The 25,297-nt window shown below is 41.0% G+C and carries 27 protein-coding genes and 1 other RNA gene; 9 read left to right on the top strand and 19 right to left on the bottom strand.

Annotation, left to right across the window (positions count from 1 at the left end):
• Nucleotides 1-4: 4 nt before the first annotated feature.
• Nucleotides 5-505, bottom strand: coding sequence for a DM13 domain-containing protein (locus LC090_RS03995; protein ID WP_226655509.1), 501 nt, complete (start codon nucleotides 503-505; stop codon nucleotides 5-7).
• A gap of 253 nt (nucleotides 506-758) precedes the next feature.
• Between LC090_RS03995 and LC090_RS03990 the strand changes: the two genes are divergently transcribed.
• The gene (locus LC090_RS03990) at nucleotides 759-1,127 is read left to right on the top strand and encodes a winged helix-turn-helix transcriptional regulator (RefSeq protein ID WP_098444991.1); all 369 of its coding nucleotides are present in this window, start codon (nucleotides 759-761) and stop codon (nucleotides 1,125-1,127) included.
• Nucleotides 1,128-1,161: 34 nt separating this feature from the next.
• Here the strand turns inward: LC090_RS03990 and LC090_RS03985 are convergent, their stop codons facing one another.
• Nucleotides 1,162-2,139 (bottom strand): acyltransferase family protein, encoded by a 978-nt coding sequence (locus LC090_RS03985; protein WP_226655507.1) that lies wholly within the window; start codon nucleotides 2,137-2,139, stop codon nucleotides 1,162-1,164.
• Nucleotides 2,140-2,471: 332 nt separating this feature from the next.
• Here LC090_RS03985 and LC090_RS03980 point away from each other — a divergent pair, with 332 nt between their 5' ends.
• Nucleotides 2,472-3,914, top strand: a complete 1,443-nt coding sequence (locus tag LC090_RS03980; RefSeq protein WP_226655505.1) for a carbon starvation CstA family protein — start codon at nucleotides 2,472-2,474, stop codon at nucleotides 3,912-3,914.
• 24 nt (nucleotides 3,915-3,938) lie between these two features.
• Here LC090_RS03980 and LC090_RS03975 read toward each other — a convergent pair whose 3' ends face one another.
• From LC090_RS03975 to LC090_RS03965, 3 genes are all read right to left on the bottom strand, one after another.
• Nucleotides 3,939-4,535, bottom strand: a complete 597-nt coding sequence (locus LC090_RS03975) for a nitroreductase family protein (RefSeq protein ID WP_226655503.1) — start codon at nucleotides 4,533-4,535, stop codon at nucleotides 3,939-3,941.
• A 120-nt stretch (nucleotides 4,536-4,655) separates the two neighbouring features.
• A complete protein-coding gene (locus tag LC090_RS03970; RefSeq protein ID WP_226655501.1) occupies nucleotides 4,656-5,645 on the bottom strand; it encodes a Gfo/Idh/MocA family protein in 990 nt (329 codons plus the stop codon).
• The gene (locus LC090_RS03965) at nucleotides 5,642-6,310 is read right to left on the bottom strand and encodes a GTP pyrophosphokinase (protein WP_226655499.1); all 669 of its coding nucleotides are present in this window, start codon (nucleotides 6,308-6,310) and stop codon (nucleotides 5,642-5,644) included. The genes LC090_RS03970 and LC090_RS03965 overlap by 4 nt, the downstream gene beginning before the upstream one ends.
• 124 nt (nucleotides 6,311-6,434) lie before the next feature.
• Here LC090_RS03965 and LC090_RS03960 point away from each other — a divergent pair, with 124 nt between their 5' ends.
• Nucleotides 6,435-6,635 carry a hypothetical protein gene (locus tag LC090_RS03960; RefSeq protein WP_226655496.1) on the top strand — a complete coding sequence of 67 codons (201 nt, stop codon included), beginning with the start codon at nucleotides 6,435-6,437 and terminating at the stop codon, nucleotides 6,633-6,635.
• Between the two features lie 92 nt (nucleotides 6,636-6,727).
• Here the strand turns inward: LC090_RS03960 and LC090_RS03955 are convergent, their stop codons facing one another.
• Nucleotides 6,728-8,050 carry a short-chain fatty acid transporter gene (locus LC090_RS03955; RefSeq protein WP_425590631.1) on the bottom strand — a complete coding sequence of 441 codons (1,323 nt, stop codon included), beginning with the start codon at nucleotides 8,048-8,050 and terminating at the stop codon, nucleotides 6,728-6,730.
• Nucleotides 8,051-8,184: 134 nt separating this feature from the next.
• Entirely contained in the window at nucleotides 8,185-9,627 is a 1,443-nt protein-coding gene (gene hpaB, locus LC090_RS03950; RefSeq protein ID WP_226655492.1) for a 4-hydroxyphenylacetate 3-monooxygenase, oxygenase component, read from the bottom strand.
• Nucleotides 9,628-9,815: 188 nt separating this feature from the next.
• Between hpaB and LC090_RS03945 the strand changes: the two genes are divergently transcribed.
• Nucleotides 9,816-10,544: a SurA N-terminal domain-containing protein gene (locus tag LC090_RS03945; protein WP_226655490.1), complete on the top strand. Its 729-nt coding sequence runs from the start codon at nucleotides 9,816-9,818 to the stop codon at nucleotides 10,542-10,544.
• Between the two features lie 28 nt (nucleotides 10,545-10,572).
• On the opposite strand, the gene LC090_RS03940 is transcribed toward LC090_RS03945, so the two are convergent.
• The gene (locus tag LC090_RS03940) at nucleotides 10,573-10,986 is read right to left on the bottom strand and encodes an acyl-CoA thioesterase (protein ID WP_226655488.1); all 414 of its coding nucleotides are present in this window, start codon (nucleotides 10,984-10,986) and stop codon (nucleotides 10,573-10,575) included.
• A 179-nt stretch (nucleotides 10,987-11,165) separates the two neighbouring features.
• On the opposite strand from LC090_RS03940, the gene LC090_RS03935 reads away from it, so the two are divergent.
• Entirely contained in the window at nucleotides 11,166-11,588 is a 423-nt protein-coding gene (locus LC090_RS03935) for a VOC family protein (RefSeq protein ID WP_226655487.1), read from the top strand.
• A 142-nt stretch (nucleotides 11,589-11,730) separates the two neighbouring features.
• Here LC090_RS03935 and LC090_RS03930 read toward each other — a convergent pair whose 3' ends face one another.
• The 3 genes from LC090_RS03930 to LC090_RS03920 all read right to left on the bottom strand — a co-directional run bounded on the left by LC090_RS03930 (nucleotide 11,731) and on the right by LC090_RS03920 (nucleotide 14,940).
• Nucleotides 11,731-12,708 carry a nuclease-related domain-containing protein gene (locus tag LC090_RS03930; RefSeq protein ID WP_226655486.1) on the bottom strand — a complete coding sequence of 326 codons (978 nt, stop codon included), beginning with the start codon at nucleotides 12,706-12,708 and terminating at the stop codon, nucleotides 11,731-11,733.
• Between the two features lie 140 nt (nucleotides 12,709-12,848).
• The gene (gene ilvD / locus LC090_RS03925; protein ID WP_226655485.1) at nucleotides 12,849-14,543 is read right to left on the bottom strand and encodes a dihydroxy-acid dehydratase; all 1,695 of its coding nucleotides are present in this window, start codon (nucleotides 14,541-14,543) and stop codon (nucleotides 12,849-12,851) included.
• A 238-nt stretch (nucleotides 14,544-14,781) separates the two neighbouring features.
• A complete protein-coding gene (locus tag LC090_RS03920) occupies nucleotides 14,782-14,940 on the bottom strand; it encodes a DUF1540 domain-containing protein (RefSeq protein ID WP_226655483.1) in 159 nt (52 codons plus the stop codon).
• Between the two features lie 124 nt (nucleotides 14,941-15,064).
• Between LC090_RS03920 and LC090_RS03915 the strand changes: the two genes are divergently transcribed.
• Entirely contained in the window at nucleotides 15,065-15,616 is a 552-nt protein-coding gene (locus tag LC090_RS03915; protein ID WP_226655481.1) for a DUF6944 family repetitive protein, read from the top strand.
• A 57-nt stretch (nucleotides 15,617-15,673) separates the two neighbouring features.
• Here LC090_RS03915 and LC090_RS03910 read toward each other — a convergent pair whose 3' ends face one another.
• Nucleotides 15,674-16,234: a DJ-1/PfpI family protein gene (locus LC090_RS03910; protein WP_226655478.1), complete on the bottom strand. Its 561-nt coding sequence runs from the start codon at nucleotides 16,232-16,234 to the stop codon at nucleotides 15,674-15,676.
• A 184-nt stretch (nucleotides 16,235-16,418) separates the two neighbouring features.
• Here LC090_RS03910 and LC090_RS03905 point away from each other — a divergent pair, with 184 nt between their 5' ends.
• The 3 genes from LC090_RS03905 to LC090_RS03895 all read left to right on the top strand — a co-directional run bounded on the left by LC090_RS03905 (nucleotide 16,419) and on the right by LC090_RS03895 (nucleotide 18,726).
• On the top strand, nucleotides 16,419-17,297 hold the full coding sequence (locus LC090_RS03905) for a LysR family transcriptional regulator (RefSeq protein ID WP_226655476.1): 879 nt from the start codon (nucleotides 16,419-16,421) through the stop codon (nucleotides 17,295-17,297).
• Between the two features lie 384 nt (nucleotides 17,298-17,681).
• The gene (locus tag LC090_RS03900; protein WP_226655474.1) at nucleotides 17,682-18,242 is read left to right on the top strand and encodes a PadR family transcriptional regulator; all 561 of its coding nucleotides are present in this window, start codon (nucleotides 17,682-17,684) and stop codon (nucleotides 18,240-18,242) included.
• Entirely contained in the window at nucleotides 18,235-18,726 is a 492-nt protein-coding gene (locus LC090_RS03895) for a DUF4188 domain-containing protein (protein WP_226655472.1), read from the top strand. The genes LC090_RS03900 and LC090_RS03895 overlap by 8 nt, the downstream gene beginning before the upstream one ends.
• A 76-nt stretch (nucleotides 18,727-18,802) precedes the next feature.
• Here the strand turns inward: LC090_RS03895 and ssrA are convergent.
• The 7 genes from ssrA to eno all read right to left on the bottom strand — a co-directional run bounded on the left by ssrA (nucleotide 18,803) and on the right by eno (nucleotide 25,289).
• Nucleotides 18,803-19,161: a transfer-messenger RNA gene (gene ssrA / locus LC090_RS03890) on the bottom strand.
• A gap of 101 nt (nucleotides 19,162-19,262) precedes the next feature.
• Entirely contained in the window at nucleotides 19,263-19,730 is a 468-nt protein-coding gene (gene smpB / locus LC090_RS03885; RefSeq protein WP_048311765.1) for an SsrA-binding protein SmpB, read from the bottom strand.
• 98 nt (nucleotides 19,731-19,828) lie between these two features.
• Nucleotides 19,829-22,156, bottom strand: coding sequence for a ribonuclease R (gene rnr / locus LC090_RS03880; protein ID WP_226655470.1), 2,328 nt, complete (start codon nucleotides 22,154-22,156; stop codon nucleotides 19,829-19,831).
• Between the two features lie 38 nt (nucleotides 22,157-22,194).
• On the bottom strand, nucleotides 22,195-22,941 hold the full coding sequence (locus tag LC090_RS03875; RefSeq protein WP_226655468.1) for an alpha/beta hydrolase: 747 nt from the start codon (nucleotides 22,939-22,941) through the stop codon (nucleotides 22,195-22,197).
• A gap of 303 nt (nucleotides 22,942-23,244) precedes the next feature.
• Nucleotides 23,245-23,475 carry a preprotein translocase subunit SecG gene (secG, locus tag LC090_RS03870; RefSeq protein ID WP_224596343.1) on the bottom strand — a complete coding sequence of 77 codons (231 nt, stop codon included), beginning with the start codon at nucleotides 23,473-23,475 and terminating at the stop codon, nucleotides 23,245-23,247.
• Between the two features lie 114 nt (nucleotides 23,476-23,589).
• A complete protein-coding gene (locus LC090_RS03865) occupies nucleotides 23,590-23,772 on the bottom strand; it encodes a hypothetical protein (protein WP_226655466.1) in 183 nt (60 codons plus the stop codon).
• A gap of 227 nt (nucleotides 23,773-23,999) precedes the next feature.
• Nucleotides 24,000-25,289 (bottom strand): phosphopyruvate hydratase, encoded by a 1,290-nt coding sequence (gene eno / locus LC090_RS03860; protein ID WP_224882172.1) that lies wholly within the window; start codon nucleotides 25,287-25,289, stop codon nucleotides 24,000-24,002.
• Nucleotides 25,290-25,297: the final 8 nt, after the last annotated feature.

The raw sequence follows: 25,297 nt of genomic DNA, 5'->3' as shown, positions 1-25,297 counted from the left end.
ACCTCTATTCCTTAAGAAACAGTTCTGCAAAACCGAAATCAACGTCAAAAGCTTTGCACCAAATGACAATTCGATCGCCTTCTTCTAGAGACAACGGCACACGGTAATTCTGATTTCCGATATTTCCTTTTAATTTCCCAAGAATGATCCCTTCACTTGTTAACTGTCCTTCTTTTACGAGGACCGTATATAAGTCAGGACCATTTGTTACTTCAAAGTTCTCAAATCGAATCCACTGTTGGTTATTTGAATGAAACGTTGTCACGTCCCCTGACGCCCGATGCTTCTCATCGGCATTTACAAATATTCCAGAACGATGTCTTTCTTGTGCTACTTCGGAGCGCTCATCTGACAGTTCTTCAGCACTGGCTGTTTCTGCTCCTTTAATCGTTGGTGGAAGCTCTTCATTTACCGTTTCATCTAGAAAAAGGGGAGAAACCAACCACCAGCCTACTATGAGCATAAGGACGAGAAGGGTACTCAGAGAAACCCATTTCTTACTCATCCACATCGTTCCTTTCTCTTTTAGAATATCCTCATCATAAGAAATAAAAATTAGAGATTACTGAAGAAAGTATTACGATTTCATTAACTCTTCTTTAGTGTAACTTATTTCAGATCCATCGTAGATTTTCGATCGGTTTTAAAGTTTCTGTAAAACCGCCCGGGTGTGTCATCATTTTTCTGGTTAAATTTCCTCATAGGTGATAGGATATAAAAATAGAACGAAACTAAATTTTTCGTAAGGAGTATATACGATGAAAAAATACAATATCCCTGTCGAAGCTGCCCTCGAAGTGATTGGAGGAAAGTGGAAGGTCGTCATACTCTGTCACTTGATTGAAGGTACGAAACGAACCGGTGGACTAAAGAAATTGATGCCTGGTATTACGCAAAAAATGCTGACACAACAGCTACGAGAATTAGAAGATGATGGTGTCATTTTAAGAAAAGTATACAATCAAATCCCACCAAAAGTTGAATATTCATTGACTGACTACGGATGGTCTTTAAAAGAAATACTGGACTCACTTTGCTCGTGGGGCGAGCAGCACATTGAAAAAACTTACCCGTGTAAAGAAGATGTGCTGTTGCAACCAGAAGAACGAGATACAATGAAAGCTTAACGGAAAAAAGGGACCGCACGCGCGGTCCCTTTTGTTATCTTTTAGCTGATGTTAACTTATCTGGTGAAGGCAACCATCGATCGAATGCCAGTAATTTCGAGAAAAACGGCAATGCAAATATGGTGGAAACAAACAAAGTAAAGATTAAGATAAATGGAATACCCCATATAGTCGCAATCACTTCAGAAGACTGCTGTTCGAGGAACCATTTAATCACAAAACCATGGAACAAATAAATCGCAAAGGTTCTTGATCCTAATGGGGTAAATACCATTGGTCCTTCTGGAATCATCGAAAAGAACAGAAACATGACTATTGCTGTCCCAATGTAATACGTAAGACGAATGAACAAGTCTGTGTTTGATTCGTACACATACGTACCGTAAAGAAGGTCAGCTAGTCCTTCAATTTTGTATAAATAAAACAGTAAAAACAATCCACCAAGGACCACAGGAGCAATCCACTTCATATGAGGGAATCGAATTGGCTTCTTTCGACACCCCATCACCATTCCAAGGACAAAGAAGGGTAAGAAAACGAAAAGTCGATCAAGTGACAGAAACCTTTCCACATCAAAGTACCCAACAGCGAGGCCAGCCCCAATACTTAATGGAAGCAATAGGCTTGGCTTCATTTTTAACAGAATCGGTGAGATCAACTTATACGCAGCGATGCACAATAAAAACCACATTGCCCATCTTGGTGTTAGAAATTCAATTGCAAAGGATTTTTGATAGAGATTTGTATAATAAATGGAATAAACGACCTGGAAAATCACATAGGGCAATAAAAATGTCGTGAATATTTTCCAAAAATATTTTGTTCCAGATGCTTTTCTAGTGAAATAGCCAGCTAAAAAGATAAATGCAGGCATATGAAAAATAAAAATGACATGATACAGACTGTATAGAAAGCGAGAATCATTAATAAACGGCGTCAGCAGGTGACCGCCAACAACTAATAATATTAAGATAGCTTTACTATTATCGAAGTATGCAATACGTTCTGACACGAAAAACAACCTCCTCAAAGGATTGAAAGACGGCACCGTCTTTCTCTATATACCCTCAATTTCATATTTTCATCCTTTATATTTGTAAGTTATTCGCACCTTGATCGTATAATTCTGTCAATATCACTAAAAGAAAGAATATTCTAACGCTATTCCCCGTTAGAAACACAACTTTTTTACCACTTAAAATTGAGGCGAATGGCTTAATTTCTTTTGAAAACGTTTGAATTAATAGAAAAATATATTTTTTCTGAATAATCCTATTGTTTTTTTCTTCAGTGATGAGTAGAATGAATGTTATATTTTCACACATACAAAAGGAGGCGGGAGACATGATCACATTTGTCGGAGCCATTTGTTTATTGATTGTTGGGTATTACGTTTATTCTAAGGTGGTTGAACGAATTTTCGGCATTGACGATGATCGTGAGACGCCTGCATATACAAAGCAAGATGGCATGGATTATATGCCGATGAGCTGGTGGAAGGGGAGCTTGATTCAGCTTTTAAATATCGCCGGCCTTGGTCCCATATTTGGTGCAGTGCTTGGAGCATTATACGGGCCAGTTGCATTTATCTGGATTGTTGTTGGATCAATCTTCGCAGGAGCTGTTCACGATTATTTCTCAGGTATGATGTCACTTAGACATAATGGGGAACAGTATCCTTCACTCGTAGGACGCTACCTTGGAAAAGGGGCGAAAGGAACGATCAATATTATCTCGATTGTTTTGATGATCCTTGTTGCTGCTGCCTTTACAGCTGGTCCTGCCCAGCTAATGGCGCAAGTAACGCCGCTTAGTTTTACGATGAGCTTACTACTCATTTTTGCTTATTTTGTACTAGCAGCCATTCTACCAGTAAATAAAATCATCGGTCGAATTTACCCTGTTTTTGGGGTTATTCTGATCGTGATGGCTGTTTCAATTGCAATCGGATTATTCTTTATGGACAATCCTATCCCAAATTTAACGTTCTCAAACCTCCATCCGGATAATTTACCGTTATGGCCACTCTTAATGATTACCGTATCGTGCGGAGCCATTTCAGGTTTTCATTCCACCCAAAGTCCGATCATTGCAAGAACGATGAAACGAGAAAGCGATGGGAAAAAGGTCTTTTATGGAGCAATGATTGCAGAAGGTGTGATTGCACTTATCTGGGCGGCTGCCGGAATGACTTTCTTTGGAAGTACAGGGGGACTTCAAGGAGCACTTGCTGCAGGTGGACCGTCTGGAGTCGTAAACGAAATAAGCTCTTCCTTACTTGGTACATTTGGTGGTGTTCTTGCCATTGTGGGTGTTATTATTCTTCCAATCACGACTGGCGATACGTCGCTTCGGTCGTCTCGTATGATGCTTGCAGATTTATTTACTAAAAAAGGGTCTTCAAAAGATACGAACGGAAAAGGAAAAACACTTCTTTTAACAGCGGCTGTCGCAACACCAACTTTTCTATTAACACAGATTGATTATACGTTCCTATGGCGATACGTTGGTTTTACAAATCAACTCGTGGCTACTGTCATGCTTTGGACAGCAGCGATGTATCTTGTAAAAAAACAAAAATTCCATTGGATCTGTAGCTTGCCAGCCCTATTCATGACAATGACCGTTTCAACCTACCTTTTCCTTGCACCAGAAGGGTTTCAATTTCCATACAATATCTCAATGGTCTTTGGCGGGATCATTACCTGTTTAACGGCAGGATGGTTTGGTTATCAACTATGGAAAGTTCGCAAAAGAAAGATGGTTACAATCGAACAAGCGGCATAGAGAAAAGCAGCCTTCCCTTTTTAGCTAAAAAAAGGAAGGCTGCTTTTTTGGTTGCGTATCGTAAATGGTAAGTTTGTTTTTAATCGATTTACGTTCTTTCGGATTGGGGATAAAAGCTGGTTTCCCAATATGAAGCATCCCAACGATTACGTCACCAGGATCTAGTCCCATTTCATCTCGAAAGGAAGGATCAAAAATAAAGCCATTCGTTTTCCATACAACGCCTAATCCTTTCGCCCAGGAGAGGAGCTGTATATTTTGAATAAACGCACACGTGGCCGCAAAATCTTCATGACGCTCTTTTTCAGTCCCAGCCGCTTTCACCGCCACGACGAGATGAATGGGTATGTCACGAATGAATTGGTTAATCTTTTCCTTTTTCTTTTCCACTTTTTCTTCATTAAATTCTGTTCGGGCAATACTTTCTTGAATATGCTCAATAAGGCGTACTTTGCCGTCTCCCTTATATAACAGCACTTCCCACGGCTCCCTAAGTTTATGATTAGGGGCCCACTTCGCATCTTCAAGGATTTCTACGATCGTATGTAATGGAATATCGTCGGGCAGAAATTTTCGAATCGTTCTTCTTGAAACAATCGTTTGTTGAATTGTCTCTATCATGATTTATCAAGCACCTTTCCTGCAGATTTGCTTAGGGGCACGATTGAATAAATTGGTTTTCTTCTACCCTTATTTTATTGATAATGATTATCAATGTCAACCAAAAAAAGAAAGCCTATGTTAGACTTCCCTTTCTTGATAATAATTTGCCACAAGCTGATCCATGACTTTACTTGTTCTTAGCGCCGTGTTTCCTGTACTCGGTGACTGTCCTTTTCCATTAAGTTGATTTACAATAGTCTGAATTAATGGCTGTTGAACATGTTCAGGATAAACGATCTCAATCTCCCGTTCACCTTCCTCATTTTTAAGAATAATTGGACGCTCTTGGAGTGTTGAATAAATGAGAGAACCTTGATCACCGACAATTTCATTTAAATCTTCATTTTTATACGATTGAAAACACCATTGACCGGTACCATGTACACCGGATTGGAAAACATAAGTGCCGGACACCATATCTTCCGCTTCATAAAGACCGCCTTGATTGTGTGCAAAGCCTTTCGCTTGTTCAATAGGACCAAATAGGTAATCTAGAAAATCGAGTGTATGGCTAGCCAGATCAAAAAAGTGACCACCGCCCGAAATTTCTGGCTTTACCCGCCACGGTAGATCCCCTTTTTTCTCTTGTTCAGAAGCTTTTTTATGATGAACGGTTCTCACAAATCTTACATTTCCGATCGTATCATTGTCCAACAACTCTTTTACTTTCAAAAGAGCTGGCATCGCTCGACGGTAAAAAGCGACGAATAAAGGAACATCATTCTCACGACATGCGTTGATCATCTCCTGACATTCCTCTGTGTTTAAGGCCATTGGCTTTTCGACATATACTGGTTTCCCAGCTTGAGCAGCAAGAAGCGTGTATTCTTTATGACTTGATGGAGGTGTAGCAATATAGACAGCATCTACTTCGTCATCTTGAATTAACTCTTCCGCACTTGTATACCACTTGGGAACGCCGTGTCTCTCTGCATAATCACGAGCAAGATCTGCGTCACGTCGCATAACCGCAACAAGCTCCGAATGCTCAGCTTTTTGAAAGCCCGGCCCGCTTTTCTTCTCTGCCACTTTTCCACAACCGATGATCCCCCAACGGATTGTCTTCATATGTGCCCCCTAGCTGAAAGTTGTTTTTCCTCAATTTCATGTTCCTTAAATTCATTTACTTCGTCTTTGATTCGCATCATCTTTGCATCAAGATAATGAATAATCTCTGCCGCTTCTTTTAATTCGTTACTTAATTTGTCAGGAATCTCTCCTTCAAATTTATAGTAAATTTTGTGCTCCAAGCTTGCCCAAAAATCCATCGCGATCGTACGCAGTTGAATTTCTACTCTTACCAGTTCCGGACCTTTTGATAGGAACACAGGAATTTCTACAATCAGATGCAGGCTTTTGTACCCATTCGTCTTTGGGTGTTTCACGTAATCTTTTACGTTAATTAGACGTATATCATCCTGACTTTCAATCATTTCATAGATGCGATAAATATCATTTGTAAAGGAGCATGTTACTCGGACTCCAGCGATATCATTAATATGTTTCTTCACATTTTCAGTCGTTATCTCTAGTCCCTTCCGCTCAAGTTTGGCCATAATGCTTTCAGGAGATTTTATACGTGATTTAACATGTTCAATTGGATTATGCTGATGAACAAATTGAAATTCATCATTTAAGATCGTTAATTTGGTGTTAATTTCATCGAGTGCAAATTTGTAAATGAACAAAAAATTCTTCCATTCCTCTATTCGTTCTTGGAATTCCTTTTTCATGTTCAGATCATCCTTTCACCAGTTACCGTACCATATTTTTCGAAACGGCGAGTGAAGGATCTTTGACGAACTCGGAACAAATGCCAATGTGGCTATGTTAGAATAAAATGAAAGGAGGTAAATTATGGATAAAACTAAAATTCTAATTATCATGAACCTTTTCATAAGCGCGATCGCTATGGGCTTGTATGCATTTACTATGTATCAGGATAATCAGATAGGATATTCCTTCACTTTTGTCATCCTTGGCTGTTTTTTCATTGTGTTCGCGATTTACGGCATGATTCGAAATCACAAACTAGCTCAAACGAAGGAAACCCATTAAGCTTTCATTGAATATAAAGAACAGAAGCCGCTTTGAAAGAAGCTTCTGTTCCATTTCCCCCTCTACATTTTGAATGAGAAGTCCTGCCTCTCTTACCCAATAAAGACAAGGCCAAGCGAAATGGCCACACCGCTTACAATTAATACGATGAAACAATATCCCATAATGTCTTTTGCCTTCAACCCGGCAATTGCAAGAGCTGGTAAGGCCCAAAATGGTTGGATCATATTCGTCCACGCGTCTCCCCATGCGACAGCCATGGCGGTTTTTGGAATTGAAACGCCTAACTCCCTAGCTGCATCAAGCATAATTGGTGCCTGAACCGCCCACTGTCCTCCGCCAGAAGGTACAAAGAAATTCACAATTCCAGCGCTGATAAAAGCAAAGAATGGAAAAGTAAACTCATTTGATATCGATACGAACCCCTGGGAAAGTTGGGCGGCGAGACCAGAGGCTACCATCATTCCCATAATCCCTGCATAGAAAGGAAATTGAATGATGATCCCACTTGCTCCTTTCACCGCATTACTAACCGCTTCAAGAAAATGACGTGGTGTCCCATGAAAAAGTATTCCAAGAAAAAGAAAACCAAAGTTTACAATGTTCAAATTCAATTCAAATCCTGCGTTCACAAAATAATAAATGAGGTAGGCTAGCCCCACAATCGATATAACCATAGATACAATGCGGCTATTCTCAAGTCTTTCAGCTGGCGTTACTTCACCTTCGAGACTCGCTGCTTCTACATGATTTTCCTCAAGCAGCGTTCGATCAATATGTATACGTTCTTCTTCTGAAGGTAACATGAAGTAATTGATGAGAGGTAATAGAAGAAAGAGGGACGCTACAATCATCAAATTAAAGAGTGAAAATATCGTCTCATTGGTTGAAACGATGCCGATTAAATCAGATGTGAAATGATCAGGAGTGGCAATGGTAAGGGGAATGGAACCTGCAAGCCCTCCATGCCATACAAGAAAACCACTATAAGCACTTGCAATCAGCAAACGATAATCGACCTTCTCTACTTGTCTTGCTAGTTCTTTTGCATAAAGGGCACCAATCACAAGACCAAAACCCCAGTTGATCCAGCTGGCGATTAAGGAAATGAGTGTAACGTATACGATCGCCTGTCCAGGAGTTTTCGCTCTTTCTGCAAGAAAACGAAGACCTTTTTTAAAAAGTGGACTACTTGCTAGAACATAGCCTGTGACGAGCACAAGCACCATCTGCATGGAAAAAGCGAGTAAACTCCAAAATCCTTCGCCAAAGTATTGAACCATTTGAACCGGGGAACTGCCGGTAAAAACCATCCCAAGTGCAAATACAACGAATGTTAAGATAATCACAAACAAAAATGGATCAGGTAAATACCGCTGCATGATCCGATTAGATAATGCGATGGAAGATTTCAGCATACATTCAACTCCTTGTTAATGATAATGAGGTACTTTTCTTCATTCGGTAATGACTCTGTAATTTCCTACCTTAATCAGAAAACGCTTTCAAAAAGTTTTTTCCACATAAAAAAAGTCGCTCAACAGCGACCCTACTTTTCTAGGTTATTTAGAAATGCTTGAACCATGTCAACATATGGCTGAGTGTAATATCGGTTATAATGAATCGCAGATAGACGGATCGGATCTCCAAAGAAAAAGCGCTCAAACTGGGTTTGACGAGATCCAAATGCACTCATGCCAAGATCCCAAGCCATCCGAAATAGCTGCACACGTTCTTTCGCATTGATATTCGCACCTTGAAGATATCTCGCCAGATCCTCTTGAATATCTGAATCAAAATCCTTCTCAGTAGGGATTGAAATCAATCCGCTTGCACCAAGTAGTTGAATGATTTCAATCAATCTCGGATAAACGCTAGGGAAATATTGAATAGCAGCTTTCAACGGCTGACTCTCCGGGACAAGCGTGCCATATTGATTCGCTTGACTATTGACTTCAGACGCTATTAACAAAGCTTTCATAATTTCAAGCGTTGTGATAATCTCACTCATTTTCAACTTAATGTGTTCATATTCTTGAATTTGAATGGCTTCTCCCATTAACTCACATAGTCCGAGAATATATTCTACTTTCACAACCTGTCTGCAAACAGATTGAAATTGCAAGAAGGCGTACATACCAGTTGCTTCTTCCATATCACCAACAATTTTGACATTTTTATAAAGAAACACACATTCCCACGGGACAAGTACGTGATCAAAGACAACAATCGAATCAATTTCCTCAAACTGAGAAGCTAGTGGATGATCAAAGCGCGAATCACGATAGCAGAAAGATTCCCTACATAAAAATTTCAGCCCTTTTGTGTCCGAAGGAATCATAAAACCGAATAAATAGGAATCGTCTAACGTGTAACCCCCGGCAGGTAAAACGAGCAGTTCATCTGTTAATCCCCCCTGGGTAGCCAACAACCTGGCACCTTGAATCACGATTCCTTCCTTATTTTCTTCAATCACTTTGGCGGCTGTTACATTCGTATCATCAAAATACTGTCCAACGGATCGATTTACCTGCGGATTAATAAATGTATGTGTGATAGAAAGATCTTCAGCTCTTGCTTTTTCATATAACCGTTTAATATTATCTCCAAAAGCTTTTTGATCCTGAGCAAAATGTGGCGCTGCCATACCAAGCGTCATCAGTAGCGTGTTCATATAATCTGGTGATCTCCCCATCAGTCCCGCACTTAACCTCGCCCACTCCTGGGTTGCTAAGCGGCGTTTTGTGAGATCTTCCACTGTTGTCGGTTGATGGTAAGAAAACCCATAATCAACTTTACGATCAGGCGTTGAATATTGAAACAGCTTTTGGTTTTCCGGTTGGCACTGATAATCATATAGGACCGCTTTACTCTTGATAATACCTTTAAAAGGTGCCAGCTCAGATAATTTCCCTGAACACTTTCCTCCTTCAATCCACACCTCATTTTGGAGCGCATCTATTCGTTCGATATACTCTTCACCATTAATCATGCCGTCTCCCCTTTTCATAAAACTACTTATTAAACTATGCAGGATGTGCATCAGAAGGTAGTGTTTCTGCCTTCTCAATGAAAGAATGTAATAAGAATGTGTTTTTTATCCCATACTTACTGTTAGGGGTTTTCAAGCGATGGTTTTTGTGGAACAATGGACACAGCCTTTTGAAAGGAGCATGTGAATTGCGTAAATTAACTTACTTACTCATAACAGGTTTATTAATCGTTGTATTAGCAGCCTGTGGAGGAAATGAAGAAAGCAGTAATGACAAGAAACAAGAAGATACAAAGACAGAAGAAAAAGCCGGTGAACAAAAGCAACCGGAAGTAGATAAAGTTGATAAAGACAAAGTAGTTGCTACCGTTAATGGAAAAGAAATCAAAGGAGAAGATTTCAACGCCCTTTATAGTCAAAGCCAGATGCAATATGTACAAATGGGGCAAGAAGTCCCAAAAGATCAGCTAGATCAAATGAAAAAACAAGTCGCTGAAAGCATGGTCGGACAGGAGCTAATCCTTCAAGCTGCACAAGAAGAAGGTATTGAAGCATCTGACGATAAGATCAATGAAGAACTTGAAAATGTCAAAAAAGGCTTTGAAGATGAGAAGAAATTCGAAGCAGCTCTTAAAGAAAGCGACATGACAATGGAAGATCTTAAGAAAGAAATCGCGAAAAACATCCAATATACGAAGTACATCGATCAAGAAATTAAAGTTGATGAAGTTAGCGAAGAAGAAATGAAAGAATACTATGAGAAGGCAAAAGAACAGGGTAGTTCTGAAGAAATGCCGGCTTATGAAGATGTGAAACCTCAGATCAAGGAAGGTCTAGAAGGTGAACAGAAAAATAAGAAAACGCAAGAACTGATCGACAAACTTAAAAAAGATGCTGATGTGAAAATCAACATTTAAGTTCATCGACGAAAAGCCACTAGCGAAGTTACTCGCTGGTGGCTTTTTGGTTTTCGTAAAGATGGTCTTCCAACTGACTTCGAATTTCAGCAGGGATTGGCATGCTTTTCTGTTGATCAAAATGGTAGTTAACGTATGTAGCGCTTCCTCTGACGCATAGGTTCTCTTTTTGATGGATTTCCTCATAAACTTCAAAGCTTGTTCTTCCAATTCGCTTAATCCAAGTGTAGACGGTTACCTGAGTTCCATAAAAGATTTGAGAAACATATTCCGCATTCATTTTTAAAAGAACGCAGTGCCAATCGTGAAAACGTAAATCTGGATTAAACATGCGAAAAATCGGATCACGGCCAGATTCAAACCATACGGGTATGACCGTATTATTAATATGACCCGCTCCATCAGTTTCTGAAACTCTTGGATCGATGACTTTCTGAAACATACAGCACCTCCTGGTATTTTACTAATTCGCTTTTAGATGGCTTTCTTCCTTCGCTCTCATCCGAAAAGAAGCTGCTAGAAATGTGGCAATTCATGACGAACGAATGTTCTTTCGCTTTCTTTGTTATAACGTTATACTAGTCTTAGATAGACAGGCTAATTTAAAGGAGAGTGAAGACGATGAAACACCATCCAATTCCCTATTTCACATTTGAAGGTACAGCGCGGGAGGCTTTGGAATACTACAAGGAAGTTTTTGAAGGAGAAGTAACCGATGTCCAAACTTTCGGAGAAGCCAATTTTGAAACGCCACCAGAAATGGACAATTACATCATGCACGCGCGTTTCAGAAAAGACGAGCTTTTTTTCATGGTATCAGATGGTTTTATGAATCAATCGATCACTGTAGGTAATAACCTCTCTCTTGCCCTAGAACTCGATAGCACTGAAGAAATCGAGTCACTCTATGCGCGCCTAAAAGAAAAAGGCACCGTTTATATGGAGCTTCAAGATACCTTCTGGGGAGCGACATATGCGAAGGTAAAGGATGCATATGGAGTGATTTGGGATCTTAACTTTGAGAAATCCGGGTCATCTAAATAGTGAGTGAGGTCTCCACGCGTGTGGGGGCTTTTTTTGTGGTTGTTTGGTGGAGGAAACCTTGTTAATTCCGCGATTTTCTGGATAATTCCGCGAAAATCAATTTTATTCCGCGAAAACACGAATTATTTCCGCGGAAATTCAATTAATTCCGCGAAACGTCAAAATCCAGCTTATAGCGCCTCCCTTTTGTTGATCCAGTTGACTCTAGATTTAATGATCTTAATAAACGTGTAGTAGCATCTCCGGAATCCATCCTCAAAAACCGCCTCACCTCCTGATTCGTAATCTCTTTAGACACAAGGAGCGCATAATCTCGAAGCGCCCTTAAGTGAGCATCACGCGAATAAGTGCCACATATTTCGCAATACCACCTCCCATGCAGCCTCAGCATAGCAAGACGAGCACATGAAGGACACGCGACGCCAATAAGCAAGTCTTCCCGAGTAATTGAAAAACGCTTCAGAACGTCTCGGTCAAGCGGCTCATGTAGCTTAACAAGAGTACGCCCTAACTTTCGTACTTCCTTCACCGTCAAACGCTCATCACTATACCGCTTATCCAGCAGCTTCACTTTTGTCGGCAGGTACTCGCTCCGAATGACTTTTGAAGAGATGAACTGAACCTCCTCTGTCGCTTTCAAAACCGCTCTTCGATTAGCGACCACAATAAGCGTTTCAATAGGTACATCTGGAATATTTATTTTTTGAAGCAAAGCTCGAAGTTGGGAGCACTGGCGCTCCACCTGAGTAAGGGGATTTGGAAAGGCTTCTTCTTTCGTGTCAGAAATGCGAATGAGCTGGTTGAAAGAGGGATCAAACATAAGAGTCCCAGAGATATTTTTCACTTCAAGAATGAGAAGATAGTGCTGAGACACAACAAGCGTATCGATTTGAAAATAATGAACGCCGTCAAAAAGACGCAGGTCATGATAAATCGAAAACCGCTTATCATCTAAAAAACTTAGCGGGAAATTTAGAGATTTTTCACCTGAAATTCCTGCCTGGTACATGGAAAGCTGCTCCTTTACTTCATCAAAGCGTAAATGATGGGAAGGCAGGCGATTTAATAAGGTACTTAATTTGTGGAGGTGTAGCGGGGGCTCGTGTTCTTTCTTTATCAAACTGGTACTCACTCCTCTACCTTATATTTTTTCTAATAAAACTCATTCTCCACTTAACCGCTATCTCCTTTCTAGAATAAACTTCCATCAAAAAAAGCCAGCTCCTTCACATAGAAGGAAGCTGGCTTTCGCATTAACATTTACTCAAGATCAAGATCTGTCACTGCACCTTTAGCAGAAGAGGAAACGAGTCGAGCATATTTACCGAGAATACCTGTCTTATATCGAAGCTCTGGGCGTACCCATTCAGCACGGCGACGCTCGAGCTCTTCGTCTGTTACATCAAAATTGATTTGTTGCTTTTCACTATCGATTGTAATGGTGTCGCCTTCTTTTAAGAGGCCAATTGGTCCACCTACAAATGCTTCTGGCGAGACGTGTCCGATTACAAATCCGTGCGATCCTCCTGAGAAACGACCGTCTGTCATAAGCGCTACTTTACCATTCAACCCTTTTCCCACAATCATGGAAGTGATGGAAAGCATCTCTGGCATACCCGGTCCGCCTTTAGGTCCTACATTGCGAATGACGAGAACATCACCTTCTTTAATATCATCCGCTTCAATCGCTGCCGTTGCTTCAGCTTCATTATTATAAACGCGAGCTGGTCCTTCAAAATGACTAATCTTTTGACCAGACATTTTTGCAACTGAACCTTCGGGAGCTAGATTCCCTCGAAGAACAACAAGTGGGCCGCTTGCTTTAATCGGATTATTTAGAGAGCGAATAATTTCTTGTCCTTCTTTCAGTGATGGTGCATCAGCAAGGTTTTCTGCCACTGTCTTCCCCGTTACAGTAAGGCAATCGCCATGAAGCAAGCCATGCTCATGAAGAAGCTTCATGACAGCAGGTACGCCGCCAATTTCATATAGATCCTGCATGACATATTTACCGCTTGGCTTCATATCCGCAATGTATGGAACACGTTCGCGAACGCGCTCAAAATCATCAAGTGATAAATCTACACCAGCTGAGTGAGCCATTGCTGTTAAATGTAAGAAGGCATTTGTTGAACCACCAAGAGCCATGACAACCGTGATTGCATTCTCGAATGCTTCTTTTGTCATAATGTCACGAGGATAGATCTCTTTTTCAAGAAGTGAAACCACTAGCTCACCAGCTTGACGACACTCTGATTCTTTATAGTCATTTACTGCTGGCGTAGATGAGGAGCCAGGAATACTCATTCCAAGTGCTTCAACCGCAGATGCCATTGTGTTGGCCGTATACATGCCGCCACATGCTCCTGCGCCCGGACATGCAGAACATTCAACTTTGTGTAACTCTTCATCGTTAATTGTTCCCGCCTGGTATTGGCCAACCGCTTCGAATGACGAAACAATGTCGATATCATTTCCATTCAATTTTCCTGGCTGAATCGTTCCTCCGTACACATAAACGGATGGAATGTTCATGCGGCCAATTGCGATTAAGCATCCTGGCGTTGTTTTGTCACAGCCGCCAATCGCTACAATACCATCAAGACGTTCCGCATTCGTAACCGTTTCAATTGAATCCGCAATGATCTCGCGACTTGGCAAAGAGTAGAACATCCCTTCATGTCCCATTGCAATCCCATCTGAAACAGTAATCGTGTTAAAAATCATTGGCGCGCCGCCGTTATCCTTAGCACCCGCTTTCGCTTCTCGTGCAAGGCTATCAATATGTACATTACACGGTGTAACTTCACTCCAGGTACTCGCTACACCAATCATTGGTTTCTTAAAATCTTCATCTGTAAAACCGACTGCTCGAAGCATGGAGCGGTTAGGTACACGGTTTACACCTTCACTGATCACTTTACTTCTGATTCGAAGATCTTTTTTGCCTTCCATTCCAATCACCCTTCCAAATCACTCATAAAATTAGACAATTTAATTAATTCAAAATTTATATTCTTTGATGATACTAGTTTTCGCACTTTAACGCAAACAATTATCTGAAATTAAATTGTAAACTTTTTGCGAAAGTTCGGATTAGTGTCGCTTTTAGGGATCATAATGGCTTCAAAACAAATAGAAGCCATCCTCTCAAGAGGACGGCTTCGGCTTTATCCATAATGCTTGGAAGAGTTTAAAGGGTGCCAGGCTCAAATGTTTTACAGTCGGTTTCTTCACTATTACGTGCTTTATTCCCCTGATGACTGACAACATAGATTTCCTCTGCTCCACAGTTTTTCCCATTACGATTGTGAACGCAGTTAGCGACTTCGCACAACACATCTAATGCCATTCCCTTCACCTCCTTAGCTATATGATGGTCTTAACAAGAGAGGTTCATACTGACATTCATTAACAAGAAGTGGCTAGAATGTATAGTATAAATAACGGAGAACAATAGAGTAGGCGGTTAAGCTATGAATAATGAAAATGAACAAGATCAGCTAAAAGCTGTCTTCGGATCATGGATTCAAGCTACTGGTACAGTTATTTCAGCTATTGGCATATCATCTTTTTTTACAATTAGTTCCGAAATATTAAACAGCTTAAATTTAATAGGCAATGTGCTTCAGGCAACGGGAAATGCCATTTTGGCTGACACAATTAAGGAGCTTTCTCTCGATAAAATAGGAAATGAAATACAAGCGATTGGAAACTCTACCGTTATTTCCGGAATACTACTTGATTTAGATGTACAAACAAAAATTAAACTTGATATTGATGGTAACCTGCTTCAGGCTTTAGGAGGGGCTACTTCTCTAGCTCAAGCACTGGAATCACCCCCTAGTGCAGCAGTACTTTATAGTATATACGGAAATTCCCTACAAGCTACAGGTAATTCCTTGCAAGCATATGCTGGAGCTAAAGGATTAAGAAACGAAGATGGTGAAAATATTAATATAGTCGGAAGTTGGATTCAGGCTACAGGAGCGGTTATTTCTGCAATTGGTCAAACAAAATATCCTTAAAATTAAAAAACACGAAACGCTAGAAAAGCGGTTCGTGTATTTAATTCCAACAATTTATTAAGATAACTCTTTCATTAGTCTCAGAAATTCTTTCATAAATCCAGGTAAATCGGGCCATGCCTGTCCTGAGACGAGATTATCACGCGTATGAACTTTCTCATCGATATATGTAGCGCCACAAGCAGTGACATCTGGTTTACAAGCTGGATAGGCCGTATATTCGCGATCCTTCATGATATCTGGAACGACATTCAGTACCTGAGCCGCGTGACAAATTGCCCCTACTGGTTTATTTTCTTCAAAAAAGTGTCTCACGATGTCTGGTACATTCTCGTCCATTCGAATGTATTCTGGGGCACGTCCGCCTGGAATAATTAATCCATCATACTCTGAGGGCTTAATGTCAGCAAACGAAGCATGTGATTCAATTCCATAGGCTTGTTTTTCAACAAACGTTTCCATTTCATCCGTAAAATCATGACATACCGTTTGGAGTTTTTTAACGGTTGGTGATGCAATCGTCACGTCAAACCCTTCCTCAAGACAACGATAGTATGGGTAAAAAATCTCAAGAGCTTCAACAGCATCACCTGAAAGAATTAATACTTTTTTACTCAAAACAAGCACCTCCAACAGAAATTTGTTTGCCTCTATCAATACCCCTTTTTTTTACATATGTAACGGATCTAGCAAAAATAGGGAGAGAATCTCCGTCAATGGTTGAATTCGCTTATGATTTGCGACTACAATAAACCATAATGCATTTCTCATTGTGATGGGGAATAGAGACAGGAGCTTCTAAATGGACATTAAGCAACTAGCCTATTTCGTTGAAGTAGCGAAGCAAAAGAGCTTCACAAAAGCCTCACACTCGCTCTACATCTCACAGCCAACATTAAGTAAAATGGTAAAAAGTTTAGAAGCTGAGTTAGATGTTGAGCTACTCGATCGCTCGGCACGATCAAGTGAGCTTACCGATGCAGGGAAAATCGTGTATTTGCAAGGTGAAAAAATACTGAACATGGTTGACGATCTTTCTTCCCATTTATATGACATGATGAATTTAAAGAAAGGACACATTAAAGTCGGCCTTCCACCACTGATTGGAGCTCTCTACTTCCCTAAAATTTTGAAGGGGTTTCAAGAACTCTATCCTGATATTACGATTGAACTAATGGAGCACGGTGCCAACATTGCCCAACAAAAAATTCTCGACGGTGAACTGGATTTTGCAGTGGGACTCTTACCTGTCGATGAAACAAAATTTGAAACACTTCCATTCAAAAAGGAAGAATTAATGCTGTTTGTCCACAGTACGCATCCATTCGCAGAAAAAAATGAAGTCTCAATCAGCGATTTACGAAATGAGCAGATCATCTTATTTAGTGAAGATTTTATGCTACACGATCAAATGATTGAGCAATGTCGTCAGGCTGGTTTTGAACCTCATATCTCATACGTTAGCTCACAATGGGATTTTATTAGCGATATGGTGAGTCACAATCTAGGAATTACCTTTTTCCCTAAATCCATTCTTTCGAAAATTAATCAGACCAATGTCGTTTCCATTCCACTCGTGGATCCAGAAATTCCATGGGAACTTGGCATTATCCTAAGAAAAGAAAAATACATTTCTTATGCTTCACGTGCTTTCATTAACTACATTACCTCGTCAATCTAGCTCCATACCGATGATGCATAGTCGTGGTTCATAATCGGGATTTCACACCAAAGCCTTCTAGCGTTATATTAGGATACGTGATCTTACTAAAGGATAGACACCTGGAGGCTTTTACAATGGAAAATGATCGCATGAAACTAGGGCTAGATAAATTGATGGAATACAATGCGCTTACGATTGCAAAAAAGGTTTTTAATCAGCGTGAATTAGAGGTAACAAAGGCAGCACCGAATTGATTAATAAAACAAGCCGTCCATATGGGCGGCTTCTTTTATTAACATGGGTAAAAATCGGACAATTCCAAACACAAACTTTCCATATCTTTGAAAATCATGTATGATATATCTAAATGATATGTATCATATAGATATAGGGTGTGAATACGTGGAAAAGCAAATTCATACGAAATATGCCATTCTTGGATTGTTAACAATCGGTTGTCAAACGGGATATTCAATGAAAAAGATGATGGATGAAAGTTTAAATCATTTCTGGAAAATCAGCTACGGGCAAATTTATCCGACGCTAAAAAATCTACTCGATGAAGAACTCATCACGGTGCAAAAGCAGAGCGAGTCTGGAAAGCCTGATAAAAAGAAATATCAATTAACTTCATTAGGTTGGCAGTCTCTTCAAAATTGGATGGAAACGCCAATTCAGGAAATTGGCGTAGAAAAAAATGAGCTTTTGCTTAAACTTTTTTTCAGTCATCACCAGAGCACTGAAATGACCTTAAACCAATTAGATCATTACCACACAAAACTAGAGGAACGTCTCAATACTTATCTCGCAATTGAAGAAATGATACGTGGGACATATGGGGATCAGAAAGATGCAAAATTCTGGCTGCTAACATTAGATTATGGGATACGGACAACGCAAGCAGCTTCTGAATGGGCTAATGATGCCAAAAATTCACTTCAGGGAGGAAAGAGGAATGGCTAATCAAGTCTTTAGCGGGCGCTACACGGTAGATAAAGGGCAGGACATTGTGGTCTTTCTCATAGGTATGCGAGTCAATCAATGGTGGGCTGTGCATAAGTGGCTTCCTGTTTTCCTTGCGATGCCTGGCATGATTCGTGAGCTTAGCATCAACAAGCAGTTAGGTTGCCTTTCTATGGAAAATTTCTTTAGCTTCCGAACAACGCTACTTCTTCAATACTGGCGCTCATCTGAAGACCTTCGTCAATACGCCCATGGTCAAGTTCATTTGAAAGCATGGAAGAACTTTAATCAAAAGGTTGGCAATAACCGCGCTGTTGGGATCTATCATGAAACTTATGTCCTTTCGAGTTCTCACTATGAAACCCTTTATGGCAATATGCCTCCCTTTGGATTAAGTAAAGCCCTCGGTCGTGTTGCGGTTACCCCTCAAGCCAATTCTTTTAGGAAACGTCTCCAGGGGAAGCATACAGAAAAAGTGAATTAATTCTAGAAAAGCCCAGAGCTCTGGGCTTTTTCATTGAGATGATTTTTTCCAAATAAAAAACCACCAAATATGTATTTGGTGGAGACGGTGGGAGTCGAACCCACGTCCAGAAGTATCGGCACTTAAGCTTCTACGAGTGTAGTCGTTATATTAGCGTTTCACTACAATTCAGCCCAACGACAGGCTTCCTTGTAGCTAGTCTGATTAATCTCTTCCAACTTTCCTCAGACGGTGGATTGTTGGCGTATCCCACTTAAGTTGAGTCCCTTACCCTACCACATGGGCGATGGAGGGAGGAACCGCAAAACAGCTTACGCTGCTAGTGCGAAGTTGTTGTTTTCTTTGCCAGTTATAGGCATGGCGTTTTTAACGTAGCTCGCCAACTCGACTCGCGACTTAAGCTCGACCTACCCCTGTCGAATCCGTAACGTCCCCATGTAAGAAAATGAGAACCGAAAACGGGTAAGCAGTTAAGCTTCATATGTTGTTTCGGTAATTTTTATTATAACATAGATCAGCTTCCAATCAAATGGAAACTATATCCGCTGACGTTCTTTCAACGCTTTGTCCACTTCACGCTTCATCGTCTTATCTTTTAAATCCTGACGCTTATCGTACTTCTTCTTACCTTTTGCAAGGCCTAAAAGTACTTTCGCGTAGCCATTTTTGATATAAACTTTAAGTGGAATCACCGTGTAGCCCTGTTCTTTCGTTAGGCCAATGAGCTTATCAATCTCTTTCCGCTTCATCAATAGCTTACGAGTACGGGTTGGATCGTGATTAAAACGATTTCCCTGCTCATATTCATTGATGTGCATATTCAAGAGAAAGATTTCTCCTTTACGAATAATGGCGTGAGAGTCTTTCAGGTTTACGCGTCTTGCCCTGATGGATTTAATTTCTGTTCCCTGTAGGACCAACCCTGCTTCGTACGTTTCAATAACGGAATAATCGTGTCTTGCTTTCTTATTTTGTGCAATGAGTCCACCATCACCTTTTGGCATGACCGTCCCCCCTCTCAAGCGTCGAACTCTAGTATATCAATTTGGTCAGAATAAGTCAAGATGACTTACTCTGACCGTCATACTTGAAATGCCGCTAATTAAGCATTGTTATTTCGACGTTTTTTCTTTTTACTTTTCGGTTTCTTTTTTGTCCCCTGCCCATCCTTTGGCGGAGAGAACTTTCGCTTTTTCTTCCCTGCATCCGTTGTTTTATTTGAGGACTTTCCACGCTTTTTGCGCTTTCCGCCTTCAATAACCTTTGGACTTTCTCTACGACGACGCTCTTTCGGTGGCTTCATACCAACAATTTCGAAGTCGATTGCTCGCTCATCAATGTTGACATTTAAGACGCGAATGGCGATTTCGTCACCAATGCGATACACGTTCCCGGTGCGTTCACCGATCATCGCATAAGCACCTTCGTCGTAGTGGTAGTAGTCATCAGTTAAATAACTAACGTGAACGAGACCTTCAATCGTGTTTGGCAATTCAACAAACAAGCCAAAGTTTGTTACACCACTAATGACACCTTCGAACTCTTCCCCGATTTTGTCTTTCATAAACTCAGCTTTTTTCAGATCATCGGTTTCGCGTTCAGCGTCAACCGCACGGCGTTCCATTGCAGAAGCGTGCTGAGCGATTTCACCAAGCGCTTCGCCCCACTTTGAAGTTGTCTGGTTATCCACTTTCTTCTCAAATAGGTACGTACGTATTAAACGGTGTACGATTAAGTCAGGATAACGACGGATTGGCGACGTAAAATGCGTATAGAAATCTGTCGATAACCCAAAGTGACCAAGACTTTCAGGGAAGTATTTTGCCTGTTGCATTGAACGAAGCATCACTTTACTAATTACAGCTTCTTCTGGCTCTCCCTTCACTTCCTCAAGAAGCTTTTGCAGGGCACGTGGATGTACGGTATTCGCATTTCCTCTTACAACGTATCCAAAGTTCGTAATGAACTCAAAAAACGTATTGAGCTTGTCTGCATCGGGATCTTCGTGAATACGGTACATGAACGGAACTTCCATAAAGTGAAAATGCTGCGCTACGGTTTCGTTAGCAACGAGCATAAACTCTTCAATTAAGCGTTCAGCTACCGAGCGTTCTCGTTGAACTATCTCCTGTGGTGTCCCTTCTTCATCAACGAGCACTTTCGCTTCCGCAAAATCAAAATCAATCGCGCCTCGTTCGAAACGACCTTTTCTTAAAATTTCAGCCAGTTCACCCATGCTATCGAAGAATGGAACAAGAGATTTGTAACGTTCTAACACTTCATCGTCTTCACGCTGAAGAATTTTACGCACATCTGTATACGTCATGCGTTCATTTGTACGGATCACACTTGGGAAAATCTCATGGTTCACGACTTCACCCTGTGTGGTAATTTCCATCTCACATGAAATCGTTAAACGATCCACTTGAGGATTTAAACTACAAATTCCGTTTGATAAGCGGTGTGGAATCATTGGAATCACACGATCGACAAGATACACACTGGTACCGCGATCAAGCGCTTCCTGATCAATTGGAGAGTTTTCCGTAACGTAATACGTCACATCCGCGATATGAACACCAAGCTTGTAGTTCCCATTCGGAAGCTTCACAACGTTAACGGCGTCATCAAGATCTTTTGCATCTGCCCCATCGATCGTAACAATTGTTTCTTCGCGAAGGTCGCGTCTCCCTTCAATTTCTTTTTCATCAATTTGATCAGGTGTTTTATGAGCTTGATCCATTGCAGCTTCAGGGAATTCACCTGGCAATTCATGTTTATAAATAATTGAAAGTATATCTACGCCTGGATCGTTTTTATGCCCAAGAATTTCGGTAATACGGCCTTCCGCGCTCATACGCCCTTCAGGATATTTCGTAATCTCAACTACGACTTTATGACCATCTACTGCACCGCCAGTAGCTCCTTTTGGAATAAAAATATCGTGTGGAATTCTTTTATCATCTGCGATGACAAACCCAAAATGCTTACTATCAGAATATGTACCAACTGTGCGTTTTACACCACGCTCGATGATACGTATCACAGTGCCCTCTGGACGAGTGCCAGAAGATTTCTGATGAAGTCTTACAATGACGCGATCACCGTTCATTGCTCCTTCTAAATCACCCTGATTGATGTAGACATCCTTCTCGCCAGTATCGCTATCAGCAATAAGGAAAGCAAACCCTTTTGCGTGAACTTGTAACTTTCCGCGAACGAGGTTCATTTTCTCTGGAATACCATAGCGATTGCTTCTTGTACGAACAATTAACCCTTCATCTTCCATGCTGTTTAATGTTTTGACAAATTCCTTAAATTCACTTGAATCTTTTACACCAAATACTTCTTCAAGCTCCTGAACAGTTAGCGGCTTATATGCCTCGTCCTTCATGAAGCTCAATATTTTCTGTTCATGTTCTTCTGCCATTGTCTTCCACCTTCTTTCTAGTAAAATATATCCATAGATTATTCAGACCAGTCAAGCCCATCAAGAAATGCGTGGACGTCTTTGTGAAGCTCTTCTTTCTCTTTCCCAAGCGTAATCGCATGCGTGGAATTCTCGTACCATTTCAAGCTCTTTTCATCCGATTCAACATGATCATGAATCACGTGAGCACTTTCTGTATTAATCATCTCATCATGTCTTGCCTGTACCACAAATGTTGGCGCATAAATCATATCAATGTTATCACGCACATCATAGATTAAGTTACGAAGTTCTCCAAGCGTATTCATCGGCGTTTCTTTGAAAGCTTCCATTTCCTCTTCAATTTGTTCAGCGGATTTTCGTTCAAATTTCTTGTATTCTTTCGCATAGGAAAGGACGCCTTGATACATGGTTTCTTCGTCTTTCATATCCATCGGAGCACACATGGGTACGATTCCCTTTACAGGAACAGTATAACCGAGCTTTAAAGAAAATACGCCTCCAAGTGATAAGCCGACAACCGCAATTTCATCATGGCCCATGCTTTTTAGTTTTTCATATCCTTCAGTGACGTTTTTCCACCAATCTTGTGGACCCGTATGTACGAGCTCTTCAGGTGGAACGCCATGTCCTTCATACTGTGGGGCGTGGCACGTATATCCTCTTTCCTGCAAATAACGCCCCATCATTCGTACATCTGCTGAATTACCAGTAAAGCCATGTAACATTAATACCGCTCGATTGCCTCCCTCGAATGTAAATGGCTTTGGTGCTACTACTTTCATGATGTGATCCTCCTCTAAATCATCTACCTATTAGTTTGACCTACCAAAAACGAATTATCCTGTTTCATGGAGTCTTTATCTGCATTTTACCTGTTTCAGTCGGAAGGCAAAAGGAATTCGTTCTTATAGCTTATTTCCCTGTTCCATTCGACAAAAAACTTCCTTTCGCTTCCTCTTAGAAAAGCTTGCCGCCAAGTACTAGCGGAAGCCTTAGTTTTTCTTATACTTTAGTCATTTAAAAATTCTTACAGTACAATGAAAAAAGCAGCAAGTGACTCAACACCTGCTGCTTTCTGATTACCGTTACACAAGATACGCAACGAGAATTGAAAGAACAAAGAACAATACGGCAAGTACTACCGTTACTCTATTTAAAACCGCTTCAAAACCGCGGGCCTTCTGCTTTCCGAATAGTTGCTCAGCTCCACCGGTAATAGCTCCTGATAAACCGGCGCTTTTACCTGACTGAAGCAAGACGACAGTAATAAGTAAGATTGAAACGATAACTAATGCAATTGTAGCTGCAAGATGCATGATTCCACCTCCCGGACTATAGCCTTTCCAATACTATAAATTTACCATAAATTTTTCAGTAAAAGCAATCTATTTCGGTAATACAGGACATTCTCATACCTTCTTAACATTGTGTTAACACTTCTTGAACGGTAACGACTGTTTTTGTAGACGTTGTTCCGATAAGAGTGGTGGCTGATTTGCGCTCCAGGTGCTCGCTTTCCGCGGGGCGGGCGGTGAGCCTCCTCGTCGCTTACACTCCTGTGGGGTCTCACCTGTCCCGCTTATCCCGCAGGAGTCGAGCACCTTCCGCTTCAATCAGCTACGAAGTATGGCTCGTCATAGAAACCCGTCCTCAAAACAAAATCACTTTTAAAAAAGGCTATGTTATCTCATATTATTGATTTCTTGATTTATGGCTCATTTGAGTGAAATCTCAACTTCGCGCAAATGAGCCATAAATCAACACTGTTCACTAACAAAGACTTAAAAAAGATAAGAACCCATCAAAAACCCCCGCGTCTTCACGCGGGGGTTTGTTTAACTTACTTCTTATCTAAGTTGTAGAAGCTCTTACGGCCACCGTAGATTGCAAGGTGCTCAAGCTCATCTTCGATACGAAGAAGCTGGTTGTATTTTGCTACGCGGTCCGTACGAGACGGTGCGCCTGTTTTAATTTGTCCAGCATTAGTCGCAACAGCGATATCAGCGATTGTTGTATCTTCTGTTTCACCAGAACGGTGAGAGATAACAGCTGTGTAACCAGCGCGCTTCGCCATTTCAACAGCATCAAATGTTTCAGTAAGTGTACCAATTTGGTTCACTTTGATTAGGATTGAGTTACCTACGCTACGCTCAATTCCTTCAGAAAGTTTGTTTGTGTTTGTAACGAATAGATCGTCACCAACAAGCTGAACTTTCTCACCAAGTGCTTGGGTAAGTTTCTCCCAACCTTCCCAGTCGTTTTCATCAAGACCATCTTCAATTGAGATGATTGGGTATTTTTCACATAGCTGGCTGTAGAATTCGATCATCTCTTCAGAAGTCTTCACTACGCCTTCACCAGCAAGGTTGTATTTACCGTCGCTGTAGATTTCAGAAGATGCTACGTCAAGCGCAAGCATGACTTCTTCACCAGGCTTGTAGCCAGCTTTTTCGATTGCTTCGATGATTGTTTGGATCGCTTCTTCGTTTGAACCAAGGTTAGGAGCGAATCCACCTTCGTCACCTACAGAAGTGTTAAGGCCTTTTTCTTTTAGAACGCCTTTAAGGCTGTGGAAGATTTCAGCGCCAGTACGAAGTGCTTCTTTGAAAGAAGGTGCGCCAACAGGCATTACCATAAATTCTTGAATGTCTACGTTGTTATCCGCATGCTCTCCACCGTTAAGGATGTTCATCATTGGTGTTGGAAGAGTTTTTGCGTTGAATCCACCAAGGTAAACGTAAAGTGGAAGCTCAAGCTCTTCTGCAGCAGCGCGTGCAACAGCCATTGATACGCCAAGAATTGCGTTAGCACCTAGCTTACCTTTGTTGTCAGTACCATCAAGGTCGATCATCATGTGGTCAATTCCAAGCTGGTCGTAAACGCTCATTCCTACTAGTTCTGGAGCAATTGTTTCATTGATATTAGCTACTGCTTTTTCTACACCTTTACCAAGGTAGCGATCTTTGTCACCGTCACGAAGTTCAACTGCTTCGTATTCACCAGTGGATGCGCCAGATGGTACCATTGCACGTGCTTTAACACCTGCATCTGTAAATACTTCTACTTCAACTGTTGGGTTGCCGCGGGAGTCAAGGACCTCGCGTGCATAAACGTCAGTAATGATTGGCATAACGTGTC

It is taken from the genome of Guptibacillus hwajinpoensis (assembly GCF_020524165.1).
Classification (GTDB): domain Bacteria; phylum Bacillota; class Bacilli; order Bacillales; family Guptibacillaceae; genus Guptibacillus; species Guptibacillus hwajinpoensis_D.
This window is presented reverse-complemented; position numbering and strand designations above follow the sequence as displayed.